The 19,666-nt window shown below is 56.1% G+C and carries 12 protein-coding genes and 2 pseudogenes; 11 read left to right on the top strand and 3 right to left on the bottom strand.

All coding sequences use genetic code 11. The features are described from left to right. Positions 1-62: 62 nt before the first annotated feature. From EXN68_RS10000 to EXN68_RS09975, 6 genes and pseudogenes are all read left to right on the top strand, one after another. Entirely contained in the window at positions 63-1,322 is a 1,260-nt protein-coding gene (locus tag EXN68_RS10000; RefSeq protein ID WP_142840639.1) for an ROK family protein, read from the top strand. A 22-nt stretch (positions 1,323-1,344) separates the two neighbouring features. Then, positions 1,345-2,520 (top strand): Gfo/Idh/MocA family protein, encoded by a 1,176-nt coding sequence (locus tag EXN68_RS09995; protein ID WP_142840638.1) that lies wholly within the window; start codon positions 1,345-1,347, stop codon positions 2,518-2,520. After that, positions 2,517-3,134 carry a GNAT family N-acetyltransferase gene (locus EXN68_RS09990; protein ID WP_142840637.1) on the top strand — a complete coding sequence of 206 codons (618 nt, stop codon included), beginning with the start codon at positions 2,517-2,519 and terminating at the stop codon, positions 3,132-3,134. The genes EXN68_RS09995 and EXN68_RS09990 overlap by 4 nt, the downstream gene beginning before the upstream one ends. Before the next feature lie 275 nt (positions 3,135-3,409). Then, positions 3,410-3,640, top strand: a complete 231-nt coding sequence (locus EXN68_RS09985; protein WP_142840636.1) for a BrnA antitoxin family protein — start codon at positions 3,410-3,412, stop codon at positions 3,638-3,640. 219 nt (positions 3,641-3,859) lie between these two features. After that, a pseudogene (locus EXN68_RS09980) lies at positions 3,860-4,006 on the top strand (IS6 family transposase); the annotation flags it as partial. Between the two features lie 617 nt (positions 4,007-4,623). Further along, the gene (locus EXN68_RS09975) at positions 4,624-6,402 is read left to right on the top strand and encodes a putative bifunctional diguanylate cyclase/phosphodiesterase (RefSeq protein ID WP_142840635.1); all 1,779 of its coding nucleotides are present in this window, start codon (positions 4,624-4,626) and stop codon (positions 6,400-6,402) included. A gap of 383 nt (positions 6,403-6,785) precedes the next feature. Here EXN68_RS09975 and EXN68_RS09970 read toward each other — a convergent pair whose 3' ends face one another. The 3 genes and pseudogenes from EXN68_RS09970 to EXN68_RS27880 all read right to left on the bottom strand — a co-directional run. After that, positions 6,786-7,409 carry an autotransporter outer membrane beta-barrel domain-containing protein gene (locus EXN68_RS09970; RefSeq protein WP_333780244.1) on the bottom strand — a complete coding sequence of 208 codons (624 nt, stop codon included), beginning with the start codon at positions 7,407-7,409 and terminating at the stop codon, positions 6,786-6,788. Next, positions 7,373-10,042, bottom strand: a complete 2,670-nt coding sequence (locus tag EXN68_RS09965) for an autotransporter outer membrane beta-barrel domain-containing protein (RefSeq protein WP_142840633.1) — start codon at positions 10,040-10,042, stop codon at positions 7,373-7,375. The genes EXN68_RS09970 and EXN68_RS09965 overlap by 37 nt, the downstream gene beginning before the upstream one ends. A 435-nt stretch (positions 10,043-10,477) precedes the next feature. Next, positions 10,478-10,702: pseudogene (locus EXN68_RS27880) on the bottom strand (IS6 family transposase); the annotation flags it as partial. Between the two features lie 444 nt (positions 10,703-11,146). Between EXN68_RS27880 and EXN68_RS09955 the strand changes: the two are divergent. The 5 genes from EXN68_RS09955 (at position 11,147) to EXN68_RS09935 (ending at position 19,424) form a co-directional block, all read left to right on the top strand. Continuing rightward, positions 11,147-12,259: a helix-turn-helix transcriptional regulator gene (locus EXN68_RS09955; RefSeq protein ID WP_142840632.1), complete on the top strand. Its 1,113-nt coding sequence runs from the start codon at positions 11,147-11,149 to the stop codon at positions 12,257-12,259. 402 nt (positions 12,260-12,661) lie between these two features. Continuing rightward, the gene (locus EXN68_RS09950; protein WP_142840631.1) at positions 12,662-13,600 is read left to right on the top strand and encodes an AraC family transcriptional regulator; all 939 of its coding nucleotides are present in this window, start codon (positions 12,662-12,664) and stop codon (positions 13,598-13,600) included. A 118-nt stretch (positions 13,601-13,718) separates the two neighbouring features. Further along, positions 13,719-15,893, top strand: a complete 2,175-nt coding sequence (locus EXN68_RS09945) for a TonB-dependent receptor (RefSeq protein WP_142840630.1) — start codon at positions 13,719-13,721, stop codon at positions 15,891-15,893. A 7-nt stretch (positions 15,894-15,900) separates the two neighbouring features. Further along, on the top strand, positions 15,901-17,694 hold the full coding sequence (locus tag EXN68_RS09940) for an ABC transporter ATP-binding protein (RefSeq protein WP_142840629.1): 1,794 nt from the start codon (positions 15,901-15,903) through the stop codon (positions 17,692-17,694). Further along, positions 17,694-19,424 (top strand): ABC transporter ATP-binding protein, encoded by a 1,731-nt coding sequence (locus EXN68_RS09935; protein ID WP_142840628.1) that lies wholly within the window; start codon positions 17,694-17,696, stop codon positions 19,422-19,424. Before EXN68_RS09940 ends, EXN68_RS09935 begins: the two co-directional genes overlap by 1 nt. Positions 19,425-19,666 lie beyond the last annotated feature (242 nt).

Genomic DNA, 19,666 nt, shown 5'->3' with positions numbered 1-19,666 from the left:
CTTGACGCGTTTGGCGCACCCTGATAAATTCCATTTAATTGATTAAATAGGAATCGGCATCCATGAGCCTGATGGGAAGCAACCACACATATTCGGGCCGTTATAATCGTCGCCTCGTTTTCGATCTTATCCGGTCCGGCGATGGCATCAGCCGGCGGGACCTTGTTGATGTGACGGGTTTGAAGCCGCAAACTATGTCCAATATCTGCAAGGACCTGATCGATCGCTCGCTGGTGGTGGAAACAATCCAACAGGAGGGTGCGCGCGGTGCGCCGCAAAAAAAGTTACGGATTCGCGCCGAAGCAGGTTGTTGCCTGGGCATTCATGTGGATCGCGATGGACTTGTGGGTATCGTCTGCGATCTGGCGGGGCGGGAGCTGGGACGCGAAACCGCATCGGCATCGCTTGAGGATCCATCTGATACAATCCGCGCCATCGCTGACTTGACGCAGCATCTGCGCTCGGTCTCGGTGGACCGTCCTGCCTGGGGCATCGGCATTGCCATGCCGACACTGCAGGAGGCGGAGTTTGAACATCCTGTCGGTCCGCCAGGTTGGGATGCGTGGAACCGCATACCGGTGGCAGAGGCCATCGAAGATGTATGTGGCCTCCCCACCATCATCGAGAATGACGCGACAGCCGCAGCAGTTGCCGAACTGAGGGCCGGCAGTGCGACAGGATTGACGCATTACGCTCATATTTTCGTCGGTTACGGACTTGGTGCCGGCATCATCAATGACAGCATGCCGCTTCAGGGATTTTGGAACAATGCGGGAGAAATCGGTCTGCTTACATGGCCGGCGGAGCTCGCCAACCCGGATGCGGTCGGGCAGACCCCGTTTTCCATCGACGAGCTCGCAGCGATGCTGTCTTGCAAAAGCAGGGAGATTGCGCGGCCTGGCGTGTTAGAGAAACTTTACGCTCAACGCGACAGTATTCTGATGCGGTGGCTAGATCTCAATTCTAGGCGTTTGCGGTTGCTGGTGTCGCTGCTTGAAAACATCATGGACCCGCAGACCATCGTGGTCGGAGGGCATTTTCCTGCAATCCTCACCAATTCCCTGATCGACCGGGCGTACCCCCTTTTGCCCTCCGTCAGCGCCCGAAGCCACCGGGAAATTCCCCGGCTGTGTGCCGGTGCCCTGGGACCGGAGGCCGCCGCCATCGGCGCGGCCATGCTGCCCGTGATTGCCCATGGCAGCCCGGACTTCAGGCGCCTCTCATCCATGCGCGGACGCAGCCAGGCCATCGATTTCGAAAGACGTTTCGATCGAGTCGCCGGAGCACCAACGGATGATGACACTTCGTCCCGATTTATTTAACTCTCGCAGACAGGACTAAAACATGAAAATCGCAGTTGCCGGGCTTGGGTTTCGGCTTGCTAATGTTATTGCCTCGTTCCGCAAGGCCTGCCCCGAACTGGAAATCGTTGGGCTGATGGATCCCCGGCCTGCGGGACTGCCGGACATTCTATCTTCCGGTCTGCCGGAACCGCGCCGCTTCGAGACGGTGGAGACGATGCTGACGCAGACGCGGCCGGATCTTTTCATGGTCGGCTCGCCCAATTTTCTCCATCTGGATCATATCACTGCCGGATTGCGCGCGGGCGTCCGGGTCTTCACAGAAAAGCCAGTGGTGATCGATGAAGACCAGACGATGAGGATGGCACGGCTGCTCGCTGAATATGGCAGTGATAGCGTTATGGTGGGCCTCGTGCTGCGTTACTCTGATCTCTACAGAGATCTGCATGCAGCACAGGCTGAGGGCCACATCGGCGCGATCATCTCGATCGAGGCGTCCGAGCATATCGCACCCTACCACGGCGCGTTCTTCATGCGCGACTGGCGGCGGCATACGCGCTACGCAGGCCCTTTCATCCTGGAAAAATGCTGTCACGATATCGATCTCTATGGCAGTGTCGTTGGGCAGCGGGCGATGGCCGTCGCTAGCTTTGGAGGACGAAAGTCGTTTGTTGCGGAAAACAGGCCGGATAGCCTTTCCGAATTTCAGAAGCAGGAATTCTATAAGAAACCGAGCGGTTGGCTGCAGGGCGATACCGTGTTCGAGAGCGACGGTGATATTATCGATTATCAGACCGCGATCATCGAATATCAGGGCGGGGCGACGATGTCATTTCATACCAACCTCAACGTTCCCGATCAGTTTCGCCGCTTCTGCGTTATCGGCAGCAAAGGAATGGCCGAGGGTGATTTCATCCGCAATCGCTTCGAGGTTCATTCCGCCGTAACGGGCGAAAAGCTTATCGAGCGACGTTACGAAGGGCATGAAAGCGACCACTATGGTGCCGATGACCAGATGGCCTCGGATATCTACCTGCATCTGACAGAGGGCGCACCGCTATCCGTCGGTATCGTCGCGGCTTTGGAGGCTGGGCTCGTGGCAATCAAGATCGATGAGGCACGTCGTGCACGTCGAACCATTGAACTGGTCGAAACCTGGCAGCGCTTCGACGACGCGCTTCTCACCAAGCATACTGCTGCGTTGGGGCAGCGAGGATGACGATGCCAGACCTTTCATCATCCGTCATCATCCGCAACGCCCAACCATCAGATGAGGCGGCAATTCTCGATATTTGCCTGCGCACCTCTGACGGCGGGCAGGATGGCTCACATCTCTACACCGATCCAAGGCTTCCTGGTCTGCTCTGGGCGTTGCCTTACGTCCGTTTCTGCGCAGTCCATGCCTTTGTGCTGACGAAAGATGCAGCCGTCATGGGTTATTGTGTCGCGGCACCCAATACAATCGCTTACGAAGAATGGTTGAAGGTCGAATGGTGGCCGTACCTGAAGAGCGAGCTTCGCGATTTCTGTGCAGAAACAGCAGAAGATGAGGACATTCTGTCCTACATTGAAGGCGCGCCACGAACACCTCCTCAGGTGACAGACCTCTTTCCCGCTCATCTGCATATCAACCTCCTGCCGGAGATTCAGAACGGTGGACATGGATCGGTGCTGCTGCGCCATCAACTGGACGCTCTGGAGAGAGCAGGAGTGACGGGCATCCATCTGGGTGTGAACCAGAAAAATGAGGAGGTCGCCGCCTTTTACGCTAAATTCGGGTTCGTGGAACTCGACAGGAGACCGTCGATCCTGATGGCAAAACGGATAGCGTGATGAAAAAATAGTCCGCGTAGCGGTCGCAGGCGCGGCGGGCTTTCAGAACAACTAACTTCTGGCGGAGATCGAAAGGCTATTATCGGCTAAGGCTTCCTGCAACCAGTTCGGCAGTTGCAGGAAGCCAGTGGAGTTTCACTTCGCGATATGCGATCTCTTCCGAAGAGCGGGGGCGGCTAACCAGTTTATCAGCAGCGATTACGGTCCTTCCGCTGCCTGGAAACAACAACTGACCGGTTGCGCTGTTCAAGCGCACGACAAAAGAGGACATGACCATGGCAACACCCCGGCGACCATCCAATCCGAAAGACGCAGCCGAGGCGCTGTTCAAACCGGCAAAAAAGGTCGCAGCGCCGGCCGTTGAACGGCCTGCAATTCCTAATACCAAGGAGCTTGTATCATTGAAGATCGACAGCGATGTCCTCGCGCATTTTCAGGCGGACGGTCCGGGCTGGCAAGAACGCATAAACGATACCTTGCGAGCCGCAATGAATGTGTCCAATTGAGCTCTTGAATGGGTTCAAACCACCGACCCATTTAGCGAAGCCATTGATACGAAATAACTCCACCGATGTTGATGGTGACCTGAGCCGGCATTGCCAAGTTGTTTGAGCCGGTCATTTGGATTATCGGTCTGGCATGAGGATGCCTGGCGCATTACTCCGGCTGAAGGTTTCGCTTCCCGCGTGAGATCGTCGCCTATGCGGTCTGGGCCACCACCGCTTCAGGCACAGCGCTTCCTGTCGGCCCACGATCAAATCAACACGATCTTCCGCCCCCGTCGCTACACTCCACCCGCCATTTCATACCGTCACGCGCTGGCTGACGCGTTCAGCCTGTGGGATAAGCAAGGCGCTGAAATGATAGTCTGAAACTGGCGACACCGCGTCGCTGGCACCCAACGCCACTCAACGGGCCAATTCCATTTCAGCGCGATCGCCCAGAATGCGAGCTCACTCGTCGATGAATATGGCACGGGCCGGGGTCGCGCCGGTCTCAAGTTGGTGTCGGTTGTGGTCGAACGCCCCCAAAAAGGGTGAAGCGATTTAACCACCGACGACTTATGGAACTCACGGGCAACGTAGCGCTTACCGATCAAAGGTTAGTCTTCCCTTTGTTCAACGCAGCCCAGAGCGGTATAAACTAAGCGAGAATGGCGTTACCTGCGATCTGCTCCGCCGAGCACTTGAGCGCCACGATTTTTTATTTCCGGCTACATCAATCCAAATTTCCGCTGGATCAAATCTTATTTCCATCACCATATGACAGCATCTTTCCGCCCGACGGATATGTATCGTCTATCAGTTAATCAGCATAATCATTATGCTCCAGATGCAGCGATACAGAAGATGTAAATAAAATATCCTCAAAATCGTTTAGAATTACTTTGCACTCGCAGAGCAGCAGGACTGCCATGCCTGGACAGGCTCGCGGCAAATATAGATCCCTGCCAATAATTCCCCAATACAAAAGCCATGAAAGTCGGCCAATGCTTCTTGAATTTAAGAATATTATTCTTGAAATGATCGCCAGAGGCGTGTCGCTTGAAACAACTATTGAGCGCATCTGTTTGGAAATGGAGGCCCGAGTTCCCGGGATATTGTGTGTCATCACCACAGTTAAAGGAGGGGCCCCGTGCGATCTTACATGCCCTTTGTCGGGCATCAACGGTTTGACAGCGATTACTGATCGAGATTTAGAGGATCCTCTCGCTTCGTTCCCACCTTCGGCCCTTGTTCAAGAAGCTTCGACCAAAGCAGAAAACCAAGAGCTTGCATGGATCGATTTAATGGACTTTGTTCCTCCCGTCGGCTTCAAGTCCTGTTGGCCGGCGCCCGTTCTGTCGGGCAACCGTCTCGTGGCGATGGTCAAATTCTACCATTGGGAAAACCGCGATCCAACCGATCTCGAACAAGAGGCGGCAAATGCAAGTGTCCATCTATGCTTGATCGCAATAGAGCGGCACGAACGAGTTTTGGAACGCCAGAGACTGGCATACACTGATTCCTTGACAGGCCTTCCCAATCGCGCACGGTTCAATGAATTTCTAAAAGAGAAATCCATGCAGGAGAACCGCATTTCCGGTATCCTGCTTGCAGATATCGACAATTTGAAATTGGTCAACGATACGTTCGGTCATGCGGCAGGAGATGCCCTTATCCAGCTTGTTGGAAGTCGCATATCAGCGATCATGACAGCCGAAAATACATTCAGACTGGGCGGAGATGAGTTTGCCATCGTCATCTCCGGTGAAGCCCCTATTGATCTCGCAGCTAAGGCCCACAAAATTCTCGTGGCTATCAAGCCGCCGGCAGAGTGCGGTGGACATGTCATCTTTCCGGCGGTGACGCTCGGGGGCGCCTACAGGGAGCATGAATCAGACCTTTCCCAATTGCGTCAAAATGCGGACATTGCGCTTTATCACGCAAAGGAGCGTAGCCGCGGACAATATGTTGAATTTCATCCCGATCTCGGGACTGCGCTCACTCGTCGTACCAGAGACATCCGAGATGTTTCTGTTGCTCTTGTCGAAGATCGAATTGACGTCCACTACCAGCCGATCATTCGTCTCGATACACGTGAGATCGTCGGATTCGAAGCGCTTTGCCGTATGACCACGGCTTCCGGTCAAATCACAGCCGCAGCCAATTTTCACGAAGCAACCAAGGATGCGCACGTGGCTGCTGAACTAACCGAAAGGATGCTCCTACGCGTTGCACAAGATGTCCGCAATTGGCTCGACAGAGGCCTGCCTTTTCAACACGTAGGGATTAATCTGTCAGCTGCCGATTTTCAGAACGGCAATTTGGAGCAAAGATTATGTACAGTGTTCGCAAATGCTGGCGTCCCACTAAAACACATTGTTCTGGAAGTCACCGAGTCCGTTTATCTTAGCCAACGCGACTATGCTATCGCGGAAGAAATCAAAGGACTGAGAACGAAAGGCATGCGGGTCGCTCTCGATGATTTCGGTACGGGCTTCGCGTCCTTGACGCATCTCCTGACCGTTCCCGTCGATATTATCAAGATCGACAAGTCATTCGTGCATCGCATGGTGCCTGGGGATTCGGCTACTTTCATTATTGAAGGACTGGTGGCAATTGCCAAGAATCTCGGCATCGGTGTTGTTGCTGAGGGCATCGAAACTTCCTCACAGGCTGAACAGCTAGTTGCAATGGGATGTGAACTTGGCCAAGGATTTCTTTATTCCAAGGCTGTCAATCGCACAGCCGCGGGTGCACTGATTGAATCGCCCGGTCATAAATAAACGTCTGAGATTTGTTCTCGCGCGCACTGAAATCACCGAGTCTGTCGACCAGACTCACTGAAAATCGTCAGCGCTCTTTCCGCGATCAGCCGGTTTTTTCAACAGGACCGATGAACGGCCCTGCTTTCAATCGTGTCGGTCGCGCAAGCTCGCAAGTCAGCCGAGAGCCCTTTTTCAAGTGCACTTTGCATGTCGAGAAATAGTTCGGCGCGCCAAAAGATAGCACTTATCCGCCAAGTCGGCGAGTGACCGCAGACTTGGATATGTATCCTGAGAGGTGTACCGAACGGGCACGGCCCGTAGGCCGTGCGCATCCCTGCGCATGTTGACGAAGTTAGTCCAGAGAGGTCCCGCTCCGTCAGAAAGGCTTATTTTGTAAGGGCTCACCAGCTGGCTTTGAAACCGACCATCCCGGAAAGGCTATAGCTTTCCCCCAACTTCGCTAAACCGGAGTCGAGTGAAGCTTTGCCATAGATCGCATATCGGTCATCATTCCAAGCGTAGGTTGCGCCCAGTTCGATCCCGCCCCAGAGTCGTTCCTGCCGTGCAACGGTATCTGTTCCGGATATGGTGACCCGTGTTCCCTGAAAAAACTCGTTGCGGACGTTCGTGGCGCCGAAAAAATCCAAATGGGAGACCGTTCCATCTGCCTCTTTCCAGACGCTAGAATATTCAACCGCAGCCCCGAGCCGACCACGAAGACTTTCACCGTCAGAAAACACAACGGCGGCTCCGAATGGATCCGCAAACTCATCGACTTTAACGCTGGTGTAAACTAGCTGCGCCTGTGGGACCAGCGTCCAGTTGTTGCCAATCTTTATGCGTTGCCCAGCTTCCAGACCTATTGCGGCGCCAAAGCTGTTATTGTCACTTGTGAGCGATTGCCCCAACGTATCGGACGCCAAATCACTTTTAAGCCAAGTTGCCTGCGCCCGTCCATCCAGGTAGAATCCGCCGGATCCATACCATGTCAGTGCTGCGCCTGCACCATAACCTTCGCTCGCGATACTGCCTCTGCTTCCGAACGCACCAATCGTTGCAGAACTTTGATCGCGCCGGAGGTTCGCTCCGCCATTAGCGTTCCATGTTTTCCCTCAAGCAAGATGCCATCGACGCCGACCTGAAATGTGGAAGACTCATACTTATAGTCCGCTTCGCTTGCGGAACTAGCCAAAGCATGTCGCCCGCGTCCACCCTCAAGATGAACCCAAAAGCCACTTCTAGCGGTACAGTGGGTCCCATCGGTAGCGCCGAATTCGACATCCTCCGGTGCGTAACATCTGTCAATTCCGGCGAGATTTCCGCCACGCCCAGTTGTTTCATGTTGTTCTAGAGGATTTATCCAAAGACGATTCCGGCCGCTGTTTGACAGATCTGGAAGCTGTGCCATTTCGAGAAGAACCTGCGGGTAGCTTTCGTAAACGGGGACCGTTGGCGCCAGAGATGCCTTTCGGAGGTACCAGTTACCGTCGGCTGCATCACTCCCAACGCCATTGTGATAGAGGCCGTAGGAGTAAGCTCCCAGTACGATCGACTCCGATTCACCGACCCGGGAATCACCAACGAGCGAGAAAACGTTTGCGCCGGAAGCGTCTTTGTTGCGTACTTCGACGAGGAGAATGCCGTTTCCATCTTCTGATGAGCCGTTGCTTTCGCGTCGGGCAATCCTAATCTTGGTCGGACCGCTTGCAACGCGCGTGCTGTCCACGACGAGAACGTCAGCGTATGATTCCGCCGGCTCTCTCGATGCGCCACCGCCATTTGCCACCGCGTTTAGTACGAGGTGACCGCCATCACTGAGGAAAACACCATTGCCCGCGCCTGAATCGGCGGTGGCATTGCCGGTGATGAGGAGCGTATTGCCTGTTGTTGGTCCTGTCAGATCGATCGAGCCCGAATTTTGAAAAGTGCCTAAATTGACGAGCTGACCTTGAACCACGCCAGGTCTATTCAACGAGTAGATATTGGGATCCAATGGGCTCGTGGCTGATTTAGGTTGATAATAGTTGCCTGCGTCGACATTTGTTTCCCCCGTTACCGAGCTCAAATGGACGGTCGCACCGACCTGATTGTGGAAGATGCTGGTGTTGGAGCCAAAATCGGACACAGAGACCCGCTTTGTATCACGCAAACCATCGACATCAGTGTCGGCGAAGTGCCGAATGCTGAAAACACCGTTCTCACCATTGATAAACTGATTGCCGTCGACGCCGGCGTACACAACAAACCCGGTCAGGCTGCCTTGATTGACAACATCCAAATGCCCGTTTGCTGGATGGAATCGCCCCACGTCAACGACGGCACGGTCGGAGCCAGCTTCAATTCGACCGGTGTTAACAAGTTTGCTCAACGTCGCGGAGCCAATTAAAATTCCGGAAGCGGGTCTTTCCGAGGTTGTGCCTATCTCGGTCAAGCCTGGCTGCCATCCGCCGCTCACCGTCGCCTCCCTCCCCACGACAACAGTTGAGGTGGAGGTCGAGGAGTAGGAGGAAATGCCGATACCGAATTGCCCTGAAGAACGAATTTCGCCATCAAAGCGGCCTTCGGACTTGTTTTCCGCCGTTAAATCTACCCCGAAAGATTGATCCCCGGTCACATGGACCGTGGATTTTCCATCCTGGATCATAACGACGTCACCACCACTTGAGCTTTTTATACCATTGGCCAGTGAACCCGCAGTCGTTATGGCTGTCTCTGGGGCGAGACGAACAATTGCCGCGCCTGTCCCTGGCGTTCGAGTTACGATCGCGTGTGATGCATCGCCTTGGGTCGTAATGCGTCCACCCTTGTTAATAGTAACAGTGGCGTCTTGGGAATTGGCTGCGTCATCGATTTTGGAAATGGCACCATAAGCGTAAGCGCCGCTCGTGGTAACGAATGCGCCCGATTCGATCGTCGCCGATCCGAGAGCTTCGTTACTTGCAAGTAGAGCGTCTGCGGCAAAGCCGCTCGTTTGAATAGTCGCACCTTCAGTGGCGATGATGTGAGCCTGTCCAGGATTGGCCGAACCGAGAATGCGAAGAAAAATACCCTGCCCATTTTCTCCCTGAGTTGTAATGGTGCCCTTTGTGATTGCCAGTGCGTCGCCGCTACCCCAATGCTCACCATAGACCCCGCGCCCCATATGTCCCGTGGCGGTTATGGTGCTGTTTTCCCGCTGAAATATGTCGAGATTGGCATGACCAGCCCCGCTTCTGATCGACCCGGAAAGTCCTGCTGCGGAACCTGTATCTGACGAGGGGATCTGCACGTTAATATCAGCGGCCGAAATTATCGAGATATCGCTGTCACTATCTACAAAGACCGCGTCAGAGTTTAGGCCGGATGTGCTAATCGACGTCCCGTAGTCCAAGTCAACTGTTGAGGGGGAGTTCAAAAGCCGCAGTGTTACTCCTCTGTTTCCGTCCCCATCAATCCTGTCAACGGTGACGCCCCGCTCTAGCCTTATCCAGTTTGCCGCGTTTAGGACATAAGTGATACCGTTAGGGTAGGGATTTAGCGACGTGTCGTTACAGGTTACGACGCCCCCAACTGCTGGTCCGCATTCGCCATCGGCAAAGCTGACACTTGTCGTGCCTGCAACTGTAAAAATAACCATGGCAGTTAAAGAGCAATTTCGATGGAAGCCAGTATTAGTCATATTCACCTGCAGTATCTATTATTAATCTTCTTTTACCGGCTGACTCATAACGAAATACAGTTTATGGTTGTGCCTGGCTTGAGCTACAAGAGTTTGCCTTCAGCTGCGGAAGGGTCGTGCATTACAGCTTTACGGACTGGACGAACTGATATCCCAATCGCCGACATGCACCGCTCATAGCATTTGCTGGAGGAAGAATTGGCTGCGTTGCAGGCACATTGTCTACTGCCATATGATGGGGGTACGCCCACCATATTGAATGTTTGGTATGGCCAAGTTGTTTGAGACTGGCGTGTCCGGTATGAAGGCGCCCTGAAATTGCAGATCGCTTTACCCCGCTTGAAGGGGTTTCGTTTCCACGTGAGATTGTCGCTTATGTGGTTGGAATTGCCACGTGGATTGGCGTTGCGTACCAGCGGCGCGGTGTCGCCAGTTTTAGACTGTCATTTCAGCCACATACTCAGCCCACAGGCTGAACGTATCAGCTCGCGCGTGGCGGTATGAAATGGCGGCTGGAATGTAGCGGCGGGGGCGGAAGATCGTGTTGATTTGATCGTGGGCCGACAAGGAGTACTATGCCTGAAGCGGTGTTTTGAACCGACACATGATCTTCTCGCATTTTCGGGTCTGCTGGTAGGAGTTTTGGCCCAGACTGCATAGGCGAGGATCTCACGCGGGAAGCGAAACTCCATCCAGCCGGAGTAATGAGCCAGGATCTTCATGCCGGACCGATAATCAAAATGACCGGCTCAAACAACTTGGCAACGCCTGCTCCCAGATATTCGCCTCAGAACCGAAATGGAAGCGATAGTAAAGTATGGATAGTTGTAAGCTTAACCGCTGGGTTTTATTATAATTAGTCCTATAGTATTCAATAGTAAAGCTAAAATACACGCGTAATGAGGCCGTTATTTCGTTCGCAACTCACGAGGACGTTACAGGGCCGCATATATCAATCCCTATCATATGGTAGTAGTAGATTTACCCGACTAATCAGAATAATAAATCCACGCACTGTAGAGTATGGAATAAATATTACAATACGACCAACGTGCTTTGCGAGTTATAAATGATTGAACTGGATCGTCGGCGGGGACGTTGGAGTTGGACACTAGTTATTTCTCTGAAAAAATGTACGAGGCTGCTTTCTTTCCGGAGCTGTGGGTGCCGCTGCTTGATGAATTGGCGGCGCAGACTGATTCCGGTTTTGGTGGCATCGGAGTATATTGGCCGACTCCAAGGGGTATTACGACCAGTCGCAGGATCCTCCCGGATTATGAAGATTGGCATCAAACTCCCGAAGCCCAAGAGCGATGGACGAGCTATGTTCGCGCTAAAGGGATAATTAATAAAGGTTTCCTTCAGCTCGATCCGTTTGCTGGCGATTGGTCCGATATTGTCGATTTCCAGGAGAGGGTTAAGCGGCATGCCGAACGTGGCTACGGTGTGCAGGCGGGCATGATTGTTGAGTTATTTAACGGCGAAATTATAACGCTCGAATTTACTCGCCGGCTGGGTGAGCCCGGTTACGGTCCGAAAATCATTGCTCAGCTCAACAAACTAAACCAGCCCTTTTCGCAAGCTGCGTTGTTCGCGTCACGTATGTATTTTGAGCGCGTACGTGGAGGAGTAGAGATGCTTAACAGCGTCGGAGTGGCTGCCGCTTTTATCGCTCGCAATAGAGAAATCGTCCTAACAAACGATCTGTTCCACGATAGCCGTCGATATTTTTCCGCGAATTCGTCAGGTCGCCTCGATCTCAAGGGCAGCGATTCCTTGAGGAAGGCCTTCTCCCAGGCGCTGGATGTTTCCATAAGGAAACCCGTGAGCATTCCCATCCCGGCGGACGAAAGTCGTGACGCTGCGGTTATCCAGATGATTCCATTGTATCGAGAAGCGAGACACATATTCGCCGGGCCGGGGACGATAATGATTGTCACGCCAGTTGCAACGACGAGAGGACTTCCCGGTGCGGAATATGTTTCCCGGCTCTTCGGATTGACGCCCGCGGAGGCTCGATTGGCGCTGGCCTTGACATCCGGCCTCTCCCTACGCGACTCGGCTGCGAACCAACGAATAACTTTCGGAACGGCGCGCACTTATCTGAATGCAATTTTCTCAAAAACAGGAACTAGTCAACAGAGCTCATTGGTGAGTCTCTTGAAGAGTGTGCCTTCAAATGAGTTACATAACTCGAACAATGCTTTGCTGCCTTGAAGGCGAGTTTCTGATGAGCGCGCTTTGTGGCGCGCAGGAATGGCCAGAGTCTATGCCGATAAGCTGAATCGGCTCTTTCTTGTTGGGGCGACGGTGCTCTTCTCATCAAGAGCCCAATCAGGTCATCGTGTCTGTCCATGGACCGCATAGCAGCCGGCAAGCATGGCGGGCACAGTCGAGGGGCAGATCGTGCTGCGAACTCGTAAAAGCGCCTGAAATCGGCCCTCGCAACGATTTTTTTGCCCTCTGTGGGTTGTTGCATAAAACTTGATTGTAGTAATCACGTTAAGCGGATGTTGCGATCCGATCCATCATGTGGGTGGGGCAGATGAATCTCAGGGTTGGTACGGTGTGCAATCCGATCAGGACGACGTGGCGTGCGCGGCCAGGGGAGCGAAAGGCGTGACGGATGTGGTCGGTACCGAGGCGCATGATTTTGCCGGCTCGCTCGAAGATGCTGGCATTCTGGAGGAACGGATGGAGATGCAGGGCGATACACGCCGCTGGCGCGAGGTCAGCCCCGGAATGTTCCTCGGCACCACCGATCTTCGCCTCGACACGCCGCTTGCCTATCAGAGTCACACCTTTCCAGCGATCTGCCTCTCCGTCGTACTGGAGGGCTTTGCCACCAACACGACCGAAGGCATCGAGGGTGGATTCTGCCCGGACGAGGTCTGGATCACTTCCACAGGCGAAAGCCGGCCGACGAGCATGACCATCCATGCCGATCAACCGGTTCGCGTGGTGGAGTTATTGCTGACGCCCGCCTGGAGCGAGCATAACCGTGCCGTCATGGATGGCGATCCCACCTATCAGGCCATGCAACGCGCCATGTGCCAGCCGGTGATGATACGCCGCCATTCGCTCGATGCGCGGCTTCGCCAGATAGCCTGGTCCGTGCTGAACCCGCCGGCGCACGGCGCCTTCACCAATGTGCATCTCGATGCCAGTGCCATGAGCCTGCTGAGCATTCTGGCGGAGGCCTTTCGTCCGGCTGAGGTGGCCGCAGTCGCCAACCTCACCGCGAAATCGCTGGAGCGTATGCTGGAAATCCGCCGGCACATCGATGCGAATGCCGCGGCTATCGATTCGCTCGCCGGCCTTGCTGCCCGCTTCGCCATTGGCCAGAGCAAACTCAAGCAGGACTTCCAGCGCGCCTTCGGCATCAGCGCCCGGGAATATCTTCTGGAGCGGCGGCTGCTGATCGGTCGGAACGCTATCCTGCGCGACGGATTGAGCATCGCGGAGGCGGCCTACAAGGCCGGCTACCAGCATCCCGCAAACTTCACTTCGGCCTTCACCCGGCATTTCGGCTATCCACCTAGCCGATTGAAATCTTGAATGATTTAAAACTGGATAATAATCGTAAGCTTTTTGCCGAAACGCATAAGCCAAGCGCCTCGACCCTTCTTACATCCACCGCGATAATCCGCGCCGAACTGGGGTCCGGGGATTGATCATGAAAACTGCCATACGGTTTGCCACGCTTCTGGCAAGCACCAGCCTGCCTGTCATTGCTCTTGCGCAGGAGGCGACGGAAACGACCGTGCTGAAACCGATCATCGTCACGGCGCAGAAGCGCACGGCGGAAAGCAAGGACGTGCCTGCAAGCATCGTGGTGGAGAGCGGTGAGACGCTGGCGCTTCAGAAGACAAAGCGCCGCGATGATGCCATCGCTGCCGCGCCCAATGCTCAGACCGGTGCCGTCACGGCGAAACTCTATACATCCTTCACCGCTATCCGCGGCGTCGGCTCTGCGCTTATCGAGAGCGACCCGTCTGTCGGCGTCTATCTCGATGGTGTCGGCATCGGTAGCGCACAGGCCCATAGCGGCACGTTGCTCGACGTCGACCGTATCGAGATTCTGCGCGGACCGCAGGGTACGCTCTATGGCCGCAACAATATTGCCGGTTCGGTCAACATCATCTCCAACCTGCCTGATCCCGACCGGACCGGCGGCGAACTCGGAGTTGAATATGGTCGCTTCGGCACGGCGACGGCAACCGGCATCTTCAACACGCCGATTGGTGACAATGGCTGGGCAGCGCGCGGCGCCCTTTCGGTCTCGAAGACCGACGGCTCCCTCTATTCAACCATCAATGACGATGATCTCGGCGGCGGCAAGGATGTGCATGGTCGCGTCAGCATTGCCGGCGACCTCACCGATAACCTCGAATTCCTCGGTATCGTCGATATCGAGCGCCAGGTGCTGGACGGCGAGATGCTCGGTATGCCGGAAGCGGATTTCCTCAAGGGCAGGCGGGGAGTTGCTATTGACGATCCGATCCGCATCGAAAGCGATCTCGCGACTGTCTCAGGCCAGTTCACCTACCACCTCGACAATGGCGACAAGATCGTCTCGATCACCGGCTTTCAGAAAAGCGCGGTGGATGTCGGCGGCAACGGCTTTCCGCTCGGATATTTCGCGGCCTATGACGGACTTTTCCAGTCCCTCGGCTTCCCAAATTTCCGCTACCGTGCAGACAATCCGTTCGACGGCAGCTATCGTCAATGGTCGCAGGAAGTGCGTTATGTCTCCGAGGACAACGAGCGCTTTAACTGGGTCGCCGGACTTTATGGCGAGTTCTCGGAGGGTTCGCGCACCTATGGCGCCAACAGCACGTTCACTGGTGGCGCTGCGACGCTTTCGACCCGTGGAGATACGGACACGGTTTCGCTTTCGGGCTTTGCGGACGGAACCTACGCGCTGAACGATCAATGGAAAGTTTTTGGCGGTCTGCGTATCGGCCATGACCGCAAGTCCTTCGACTACGACTTCACCGCCAACAAGACCGCTGAACTGCTTGGCCTGACCGGAACCTTTGCACGCGGTTACAACGCCCGGCTTTCCGAAACCTACGTCACACCACGCATCGGCCTGCAATTTGCGCCGATGGAGGGGTTGAACCTCTATGGCGGTGTCTCGAGCGGATACAAGTCGGGCGGTTTCAACTCCGGCTTCGTCGGCCTTGGTGATGAAGGGGCCTACGATTCGGAAAGCGTAACCAGCTATGAGGTAGGCCTGAAGTCGGCGACACTGGACGACCGGTTGAGGGTCGAGGCTTCATTGTTCTACATCGACTGGCGAGACCAGCAGGTCCAGGGCTTCAATGGGCTGACGGGCGCCACGCCGATTTCGAACGCGCCACAGAGCCAGTCCTTCGGCGGCGAACTCTCCGCCGCGTTCGACATCGACAATCACTGGTCGCTCACGGCCGGCGCTGGTTACGCGGATGCGACTTACAGGGAATACCGCAATGCGCGTGCGCTGGATGGATCGGGTGCGGTGGATGTCAGCGGCAACCAGCAGCAGTTCGTGTCACGCTTCACCGGGTCGGCCGGTCTCTCCTACCAGTGGGAAACGGGCCTTGACGACCTCGTCGGCAAGGTCGGCGTGAACTACCGTTATCGGTCGAGCTACTATTTCGACGTGCAGAACACGATCCAGCAGAAAGGCTATGGCCTCATAGACGCCTATGTCGGACTGGAGAATGACCGTTATGCGGCCTATGTCTTCGCCAAGAACATCGGCGATACCGACTACCGCACGGTCGCCGCAAATCTCGGTGTCGGCACGCTGGTTTCGCCGGGTGACCCGCTGACCTTCGGCGGCAGCTTCAAGATCAAGTTCTGAGCCCAAGATGGCGAAGAATGCATTAGGTGACATGCCCGAAGAGGCCGGGCAGGGAGACGACGTTGCCGGTGGCGGGGCTGCCGGCCATCTCTGGCGACTGACGGAGGGGTATCGTGGCTGGATGGGTATCGTCATCGCGGCGTCGATCCTCTCCGCGGTGCTCGAAACAGCTGTCGCCGTGCTGGTCGCATTGGCGGTGGCGGCGCTCATCGCGGGAGATCGCGACGGCGCGATCTTTTGGTCGGCCGGGCTTCTGGGATCGGTCGTACTGTCCTGCCTCCTGCAGATGGTATCGAACCTGCTATCGCATCGGGTGGCGATCGACGTGCAGGCGCAGACGCGGCTTGCGATAGGCCGGAAACTCTGGTCCACACCGCTCGGTGCTCTCCAGCGCTTCGAGGCTGCCGAAATCCGCCGCACGCTGATGGAGGATGTCGAGCGCATCGAGGATGGCATCGCGCATCTTATCCCCGACCTCGTTGCGGTGATGATCGCCCCGCTCGCTATCGGCATCGCCATGCTGTTCCTCGACTGGCGACTTGCCATTGCAGCATTCCTGCCGGTTCTGGCCGGCTTTATCGCTTTTTCCATGATCCTGAGGCATGACAGAGGGCTGTCCCGCCGGTTTGTCGCGGCGCAAACGGCGGTCGATGCTGCTTTGCAGGAGGCGATCCGCATGGTGCCCGTCATCAAGGCCTATGGTATCGGCCCGGGCGATCTTCGCCGGGCGGAGGCATCTTTCCAGGAAGTGGACGACGTGGTTGGCCGCTGGCTTACCTTCTCCGCGTCCAGCAACAACTGGTTTTTCCTTGCCATCACCTCGACGCTTTTGATCGTTGCGCCACTTGGCCTGTGGCTCCATCCGCTGCCAGACGGCTATTCCGTACTCGTCTTCTTCCTGCTTGCGAGCTTCACCCTTTCCTCGCTTGGCGCGCGGCTGTTCGGCGCGATGGGGCGGCTGCGCATCCAGCAGGCCTCGCTGGCACGCGTTGATGCACTGCTCCGGTTGCCAGACCTGCCGATTATTCAGGATCGACCGCAAAACGGGCAGGATATCCGCTTCGAAAAGCTTGGTTTTGCTTATGAAGATGGTTTCGCGCTGGAGGATATAGACCTGGATATCAAGACCGGTCAAAGCGTGGCGTTTGTTGGTCCGAGCGGTTCCGGAAAGTCGACCCTTGCGCGGCTCCTGCTTCGCTTTTTCGATCCCGATATCGGCCGCATCACGCTCGGCGGCCGCGATATCCGCTCTTTCCCGCAGCATGAACTCGCTCGGCAATTTGCCCCGGTGTTTCAGGAGTCGTTCCTGTTTTCACAAACGATCCGCGCCAATATCGCGCTCGGCCGGCCAGGGGCGACGCAGGACGAGATCGTCGAAGCCGCACGTCTCGCGCAGGCGGATAGTTTCATAATGGCGCTGCCCGAGGGTTACAACACTATCCTCGACCGGGGCGAAGGGCTTTCGGGTGGACAAAAGCAGCGCATCGCGATCGCCCGGGCCATCCTGAAGGACGCGCCGATCCTCGTGCTGGACGAGGCAACGGCCTATCTCGACCCGGATAGCCAGCACGAAATCCAGCAGGCCCTGGATGCGCTGGCAAAAGGCCGGACCGTCATCGCGATCGCCCATCGCCTCTCCTCCGTGTGCGGCTTCGACCATATAGTCTACCTGGAGAACGGCCGCATCATGGAACAGGGCGACCACGACACGCTGCTTGCCCTCGACGGCGCCTATGCCCGGCAATGGCGTTCGCATACTGCTGCCCGATCCTTCGTCCTTGAGAATGGCAGGGTGCGTTGATGGCGGACCGCGATCCTCTCTTGTACCTCGGCATTCGGTTGGATGCGGCTTCGCTCGGGCGTATGCTCGATGGCCTGTTGCTTGTCGCTCAACCGCTTCTTGCCGCGGTTTTCCTGTGGCAGGGTGCTGGTGGAAATTCGGGACGTTCCGCTCTCTGGTGCGCCGGCATCCTGCTCCTGATCTTTACTGCCCGGCGCCTGCTGCTTTGGCCAGCTTTACGAAAGCTCTATGCTGAAGCCTATGGCGGTGGGCTGCGTTTGCGACGGGCGATCCTTGCACACCTGATCCGCATGCCGCTGGGTGCCTTCCGGGCGATCGAAGGCGGCAAGCTTATCCAGGCCGTGTCGGAAGACGTGCTCTGGCTTGAAAACCATGCATCCTATACCCGGCCGGAGATCGCCGCCAATGCAGCAGCACTCTGCGCCTGCCTGATCGGCGCGCTCTTCTTCTGGCCAATCGCTGGTCTTGCAGTTGTTGCCACCATGATTACCGGATTCGTCGTCCTCGTTTTCGCGCAACGCCGGCTGGCCACCGGGTTGGAGCGCCGTGGGCGCAGCCTAGCTGCCGTTTCGCTGGTGATGCAGGAACAGGCGGAAGGTGTTTCGGTGTTGCGCGCCTTCTCAGGTGAAGACGACATAGGGGAAGACTTTGCCCGAAACGTCGCCCAGCTTCGCCATGGCGCCTGGCGCGGCATCCGTCAGATGACGCCGATTGCCATCTTGTTTCGCATGGCGATCGAGCTCTCGGCCGCCATTGCCATGCTCATCGCCGTTTTCACCTTGGGCGAGACGTCGGGCGCCGATACCATTCACAAGGTTGTCGCCTTACTATTGATCGTTTCGGCGATTGTCCCGGCGCGGAACTTCGCAAGCCTCACCGCCATGCTGGTACTCGCCCGCATCGGGCGGCGGAATGTCGATGCCATCTTTGCTGTGCCGGCGCCTGTATCGCATGCCGACAGCCGTCCTGATACCTTCGACATATGCTATGAGAATGTCTCTTTCACACATGGCGGACGGAAGGTGCCGACACTCTCCGGCATCTCCTTTTCGGCAAAGCAGGGGGAGATGGTTGCGCTGATCGGTGCCAACGGCAGTGGCAAGACCACCTGCCTGCAACTTCTCATGCGTTTTTTCGAGCCGGATGACGGGACGATCTTCATCGGCGGTCGGGATATCCGGCAAATCGATGACCAGGTGCTCGCCTCCATGATCGCTCCGGTCTTCCAGGAAACCCTGCTTTTCAACGAGACTATCGCCGACAATATCCGCGTCGGTCGGCCATCCGCGTCCGACGCCGAGGTCGAAGCAGCGGCAAGGGCGGCTGTCGTGCACGACACGATCATGCAATTCGAGAACGGTTATGACACAATGGTCGGCACGCTCGGCGCCCGGCTTTCAGGCGGCGAGCGCCAGCGCATCTGTATCGCTCGGGCAATCCTCAAGGACGCACCGATCATCCTCCTCGACGAAGCGACCTCGGCCGTCGATCCGGAAAACGAGGAGGCGATCCAGCAAGCAATTTCGGCACTTTCCATCGGCCGTACTCTCTTCGTCATCGCTCACAAACTGCCCTCGATCATCGCTGCCGATCGCATCATTCTTCTGGATGCCGGTGCGATGGTGGCGAGTGACACGCACGAAGTCCTCCTGCAAACCTCGCAGGATTACCGCCGGCTTTGGAACCGCTCGACTGTCATGGAGAGCTGGACGATGGCGATACACCAGTAGTTGTTTCAGACGACCGACGAAGCTCGGCCTGCCAGAGTAGAATATCACCGCCCGCCGGCGGACGAGAACGGATTGGCAGACGCGGGCGTGCAAGCCAATGTCACGAGGGGGAAGATGGCGGAACAGGGGATTTCACGGCGCAAGCTCCTTTGTATGCGCGTAGTCATACCCAGGAGAACACCGCAGACGCTATTTAATCCACATCCGTTCCGGGGGAGCCATGGGGGCTGTTGAAATTTCAG

The sequence above is a fragment of the Martinezella rhizogenes genome (assembly GCF_007002745.1).
In the GTDB taxonomy this organism is placed as follows: Bacteria; Pseudomonadota; Alphaproteobacteria; order Rhizobiales; family Rhizobiaceae; genus Agrobacterium; species Agrobacterium cucumeris.
The sequence above is the reverse complement of the archived record's forward strand: the minus strand, read 5'-3'. Positions and strand labels throughout refer to the sequence as shown.

Coding starts and splice junctions, on each gene's coding strand:
- EXN68_RS10000 (WP_142840639.1), top strand. CDS start 63: ATGAGCCTGATGGGAAGCAACCACACATATTCGGGCCGTTATAATCGT.
- EXN68_RS09995 (WP_142840638.1), top strand. CDS start 1,345: ATGAAAATCGCAGTTGCCGGGCTTGGGTTTCGGCTTGCTAATGTTATT.
- EXN68_RS09990 (WP_142840637.1), top strand. CDS start 2,517: ATGACGATGCCAGACCTTTCATCATCCGTCATCATCCGCAACGCCCAA.
- EXN68_RS09985 (WP_142840636.1), top strand. CDS start 3,410: ATGGCAACACCCCGGCGACCATCCAATCCGAAAGACGCAGCCGAGGCG.
- EXN68_RS09975 (WP_142840635.1), top strand. CDS start 4,624: ATGCTTCTTGAATTTAAGAATATTATTCTTGAAATGATCGCCAGAGGC.
- EXN68_RS09965 (WP_142840633.1), bottom strand. CDS start 10,042: ATGACTAATACTGGCTTCCATCGAAATTGCTCTTTAACTGCCATGGTT.
- EXN68_RS09945 (WP_142840630.1), top strand. CDS start 13,719: ATGAAAACTGCCATACGGTTTGCCACGCTTCTGGCAAGCACCAGCCTG.
- EXN68_RS09940 (WP_142840629.1), top strand. CDS start 15,901: ATGGCGAAGAATGCATTAGGTGACATGCCCGAAGAGGCCGGGCAGGGA.
- EXN68_RS09935 (WP_142840628.1), top strand. CDS start 17,694: ATGGCGGACCGCGATCCTCTCTTGTACCTCGGCATTCGGTTGGATGCG.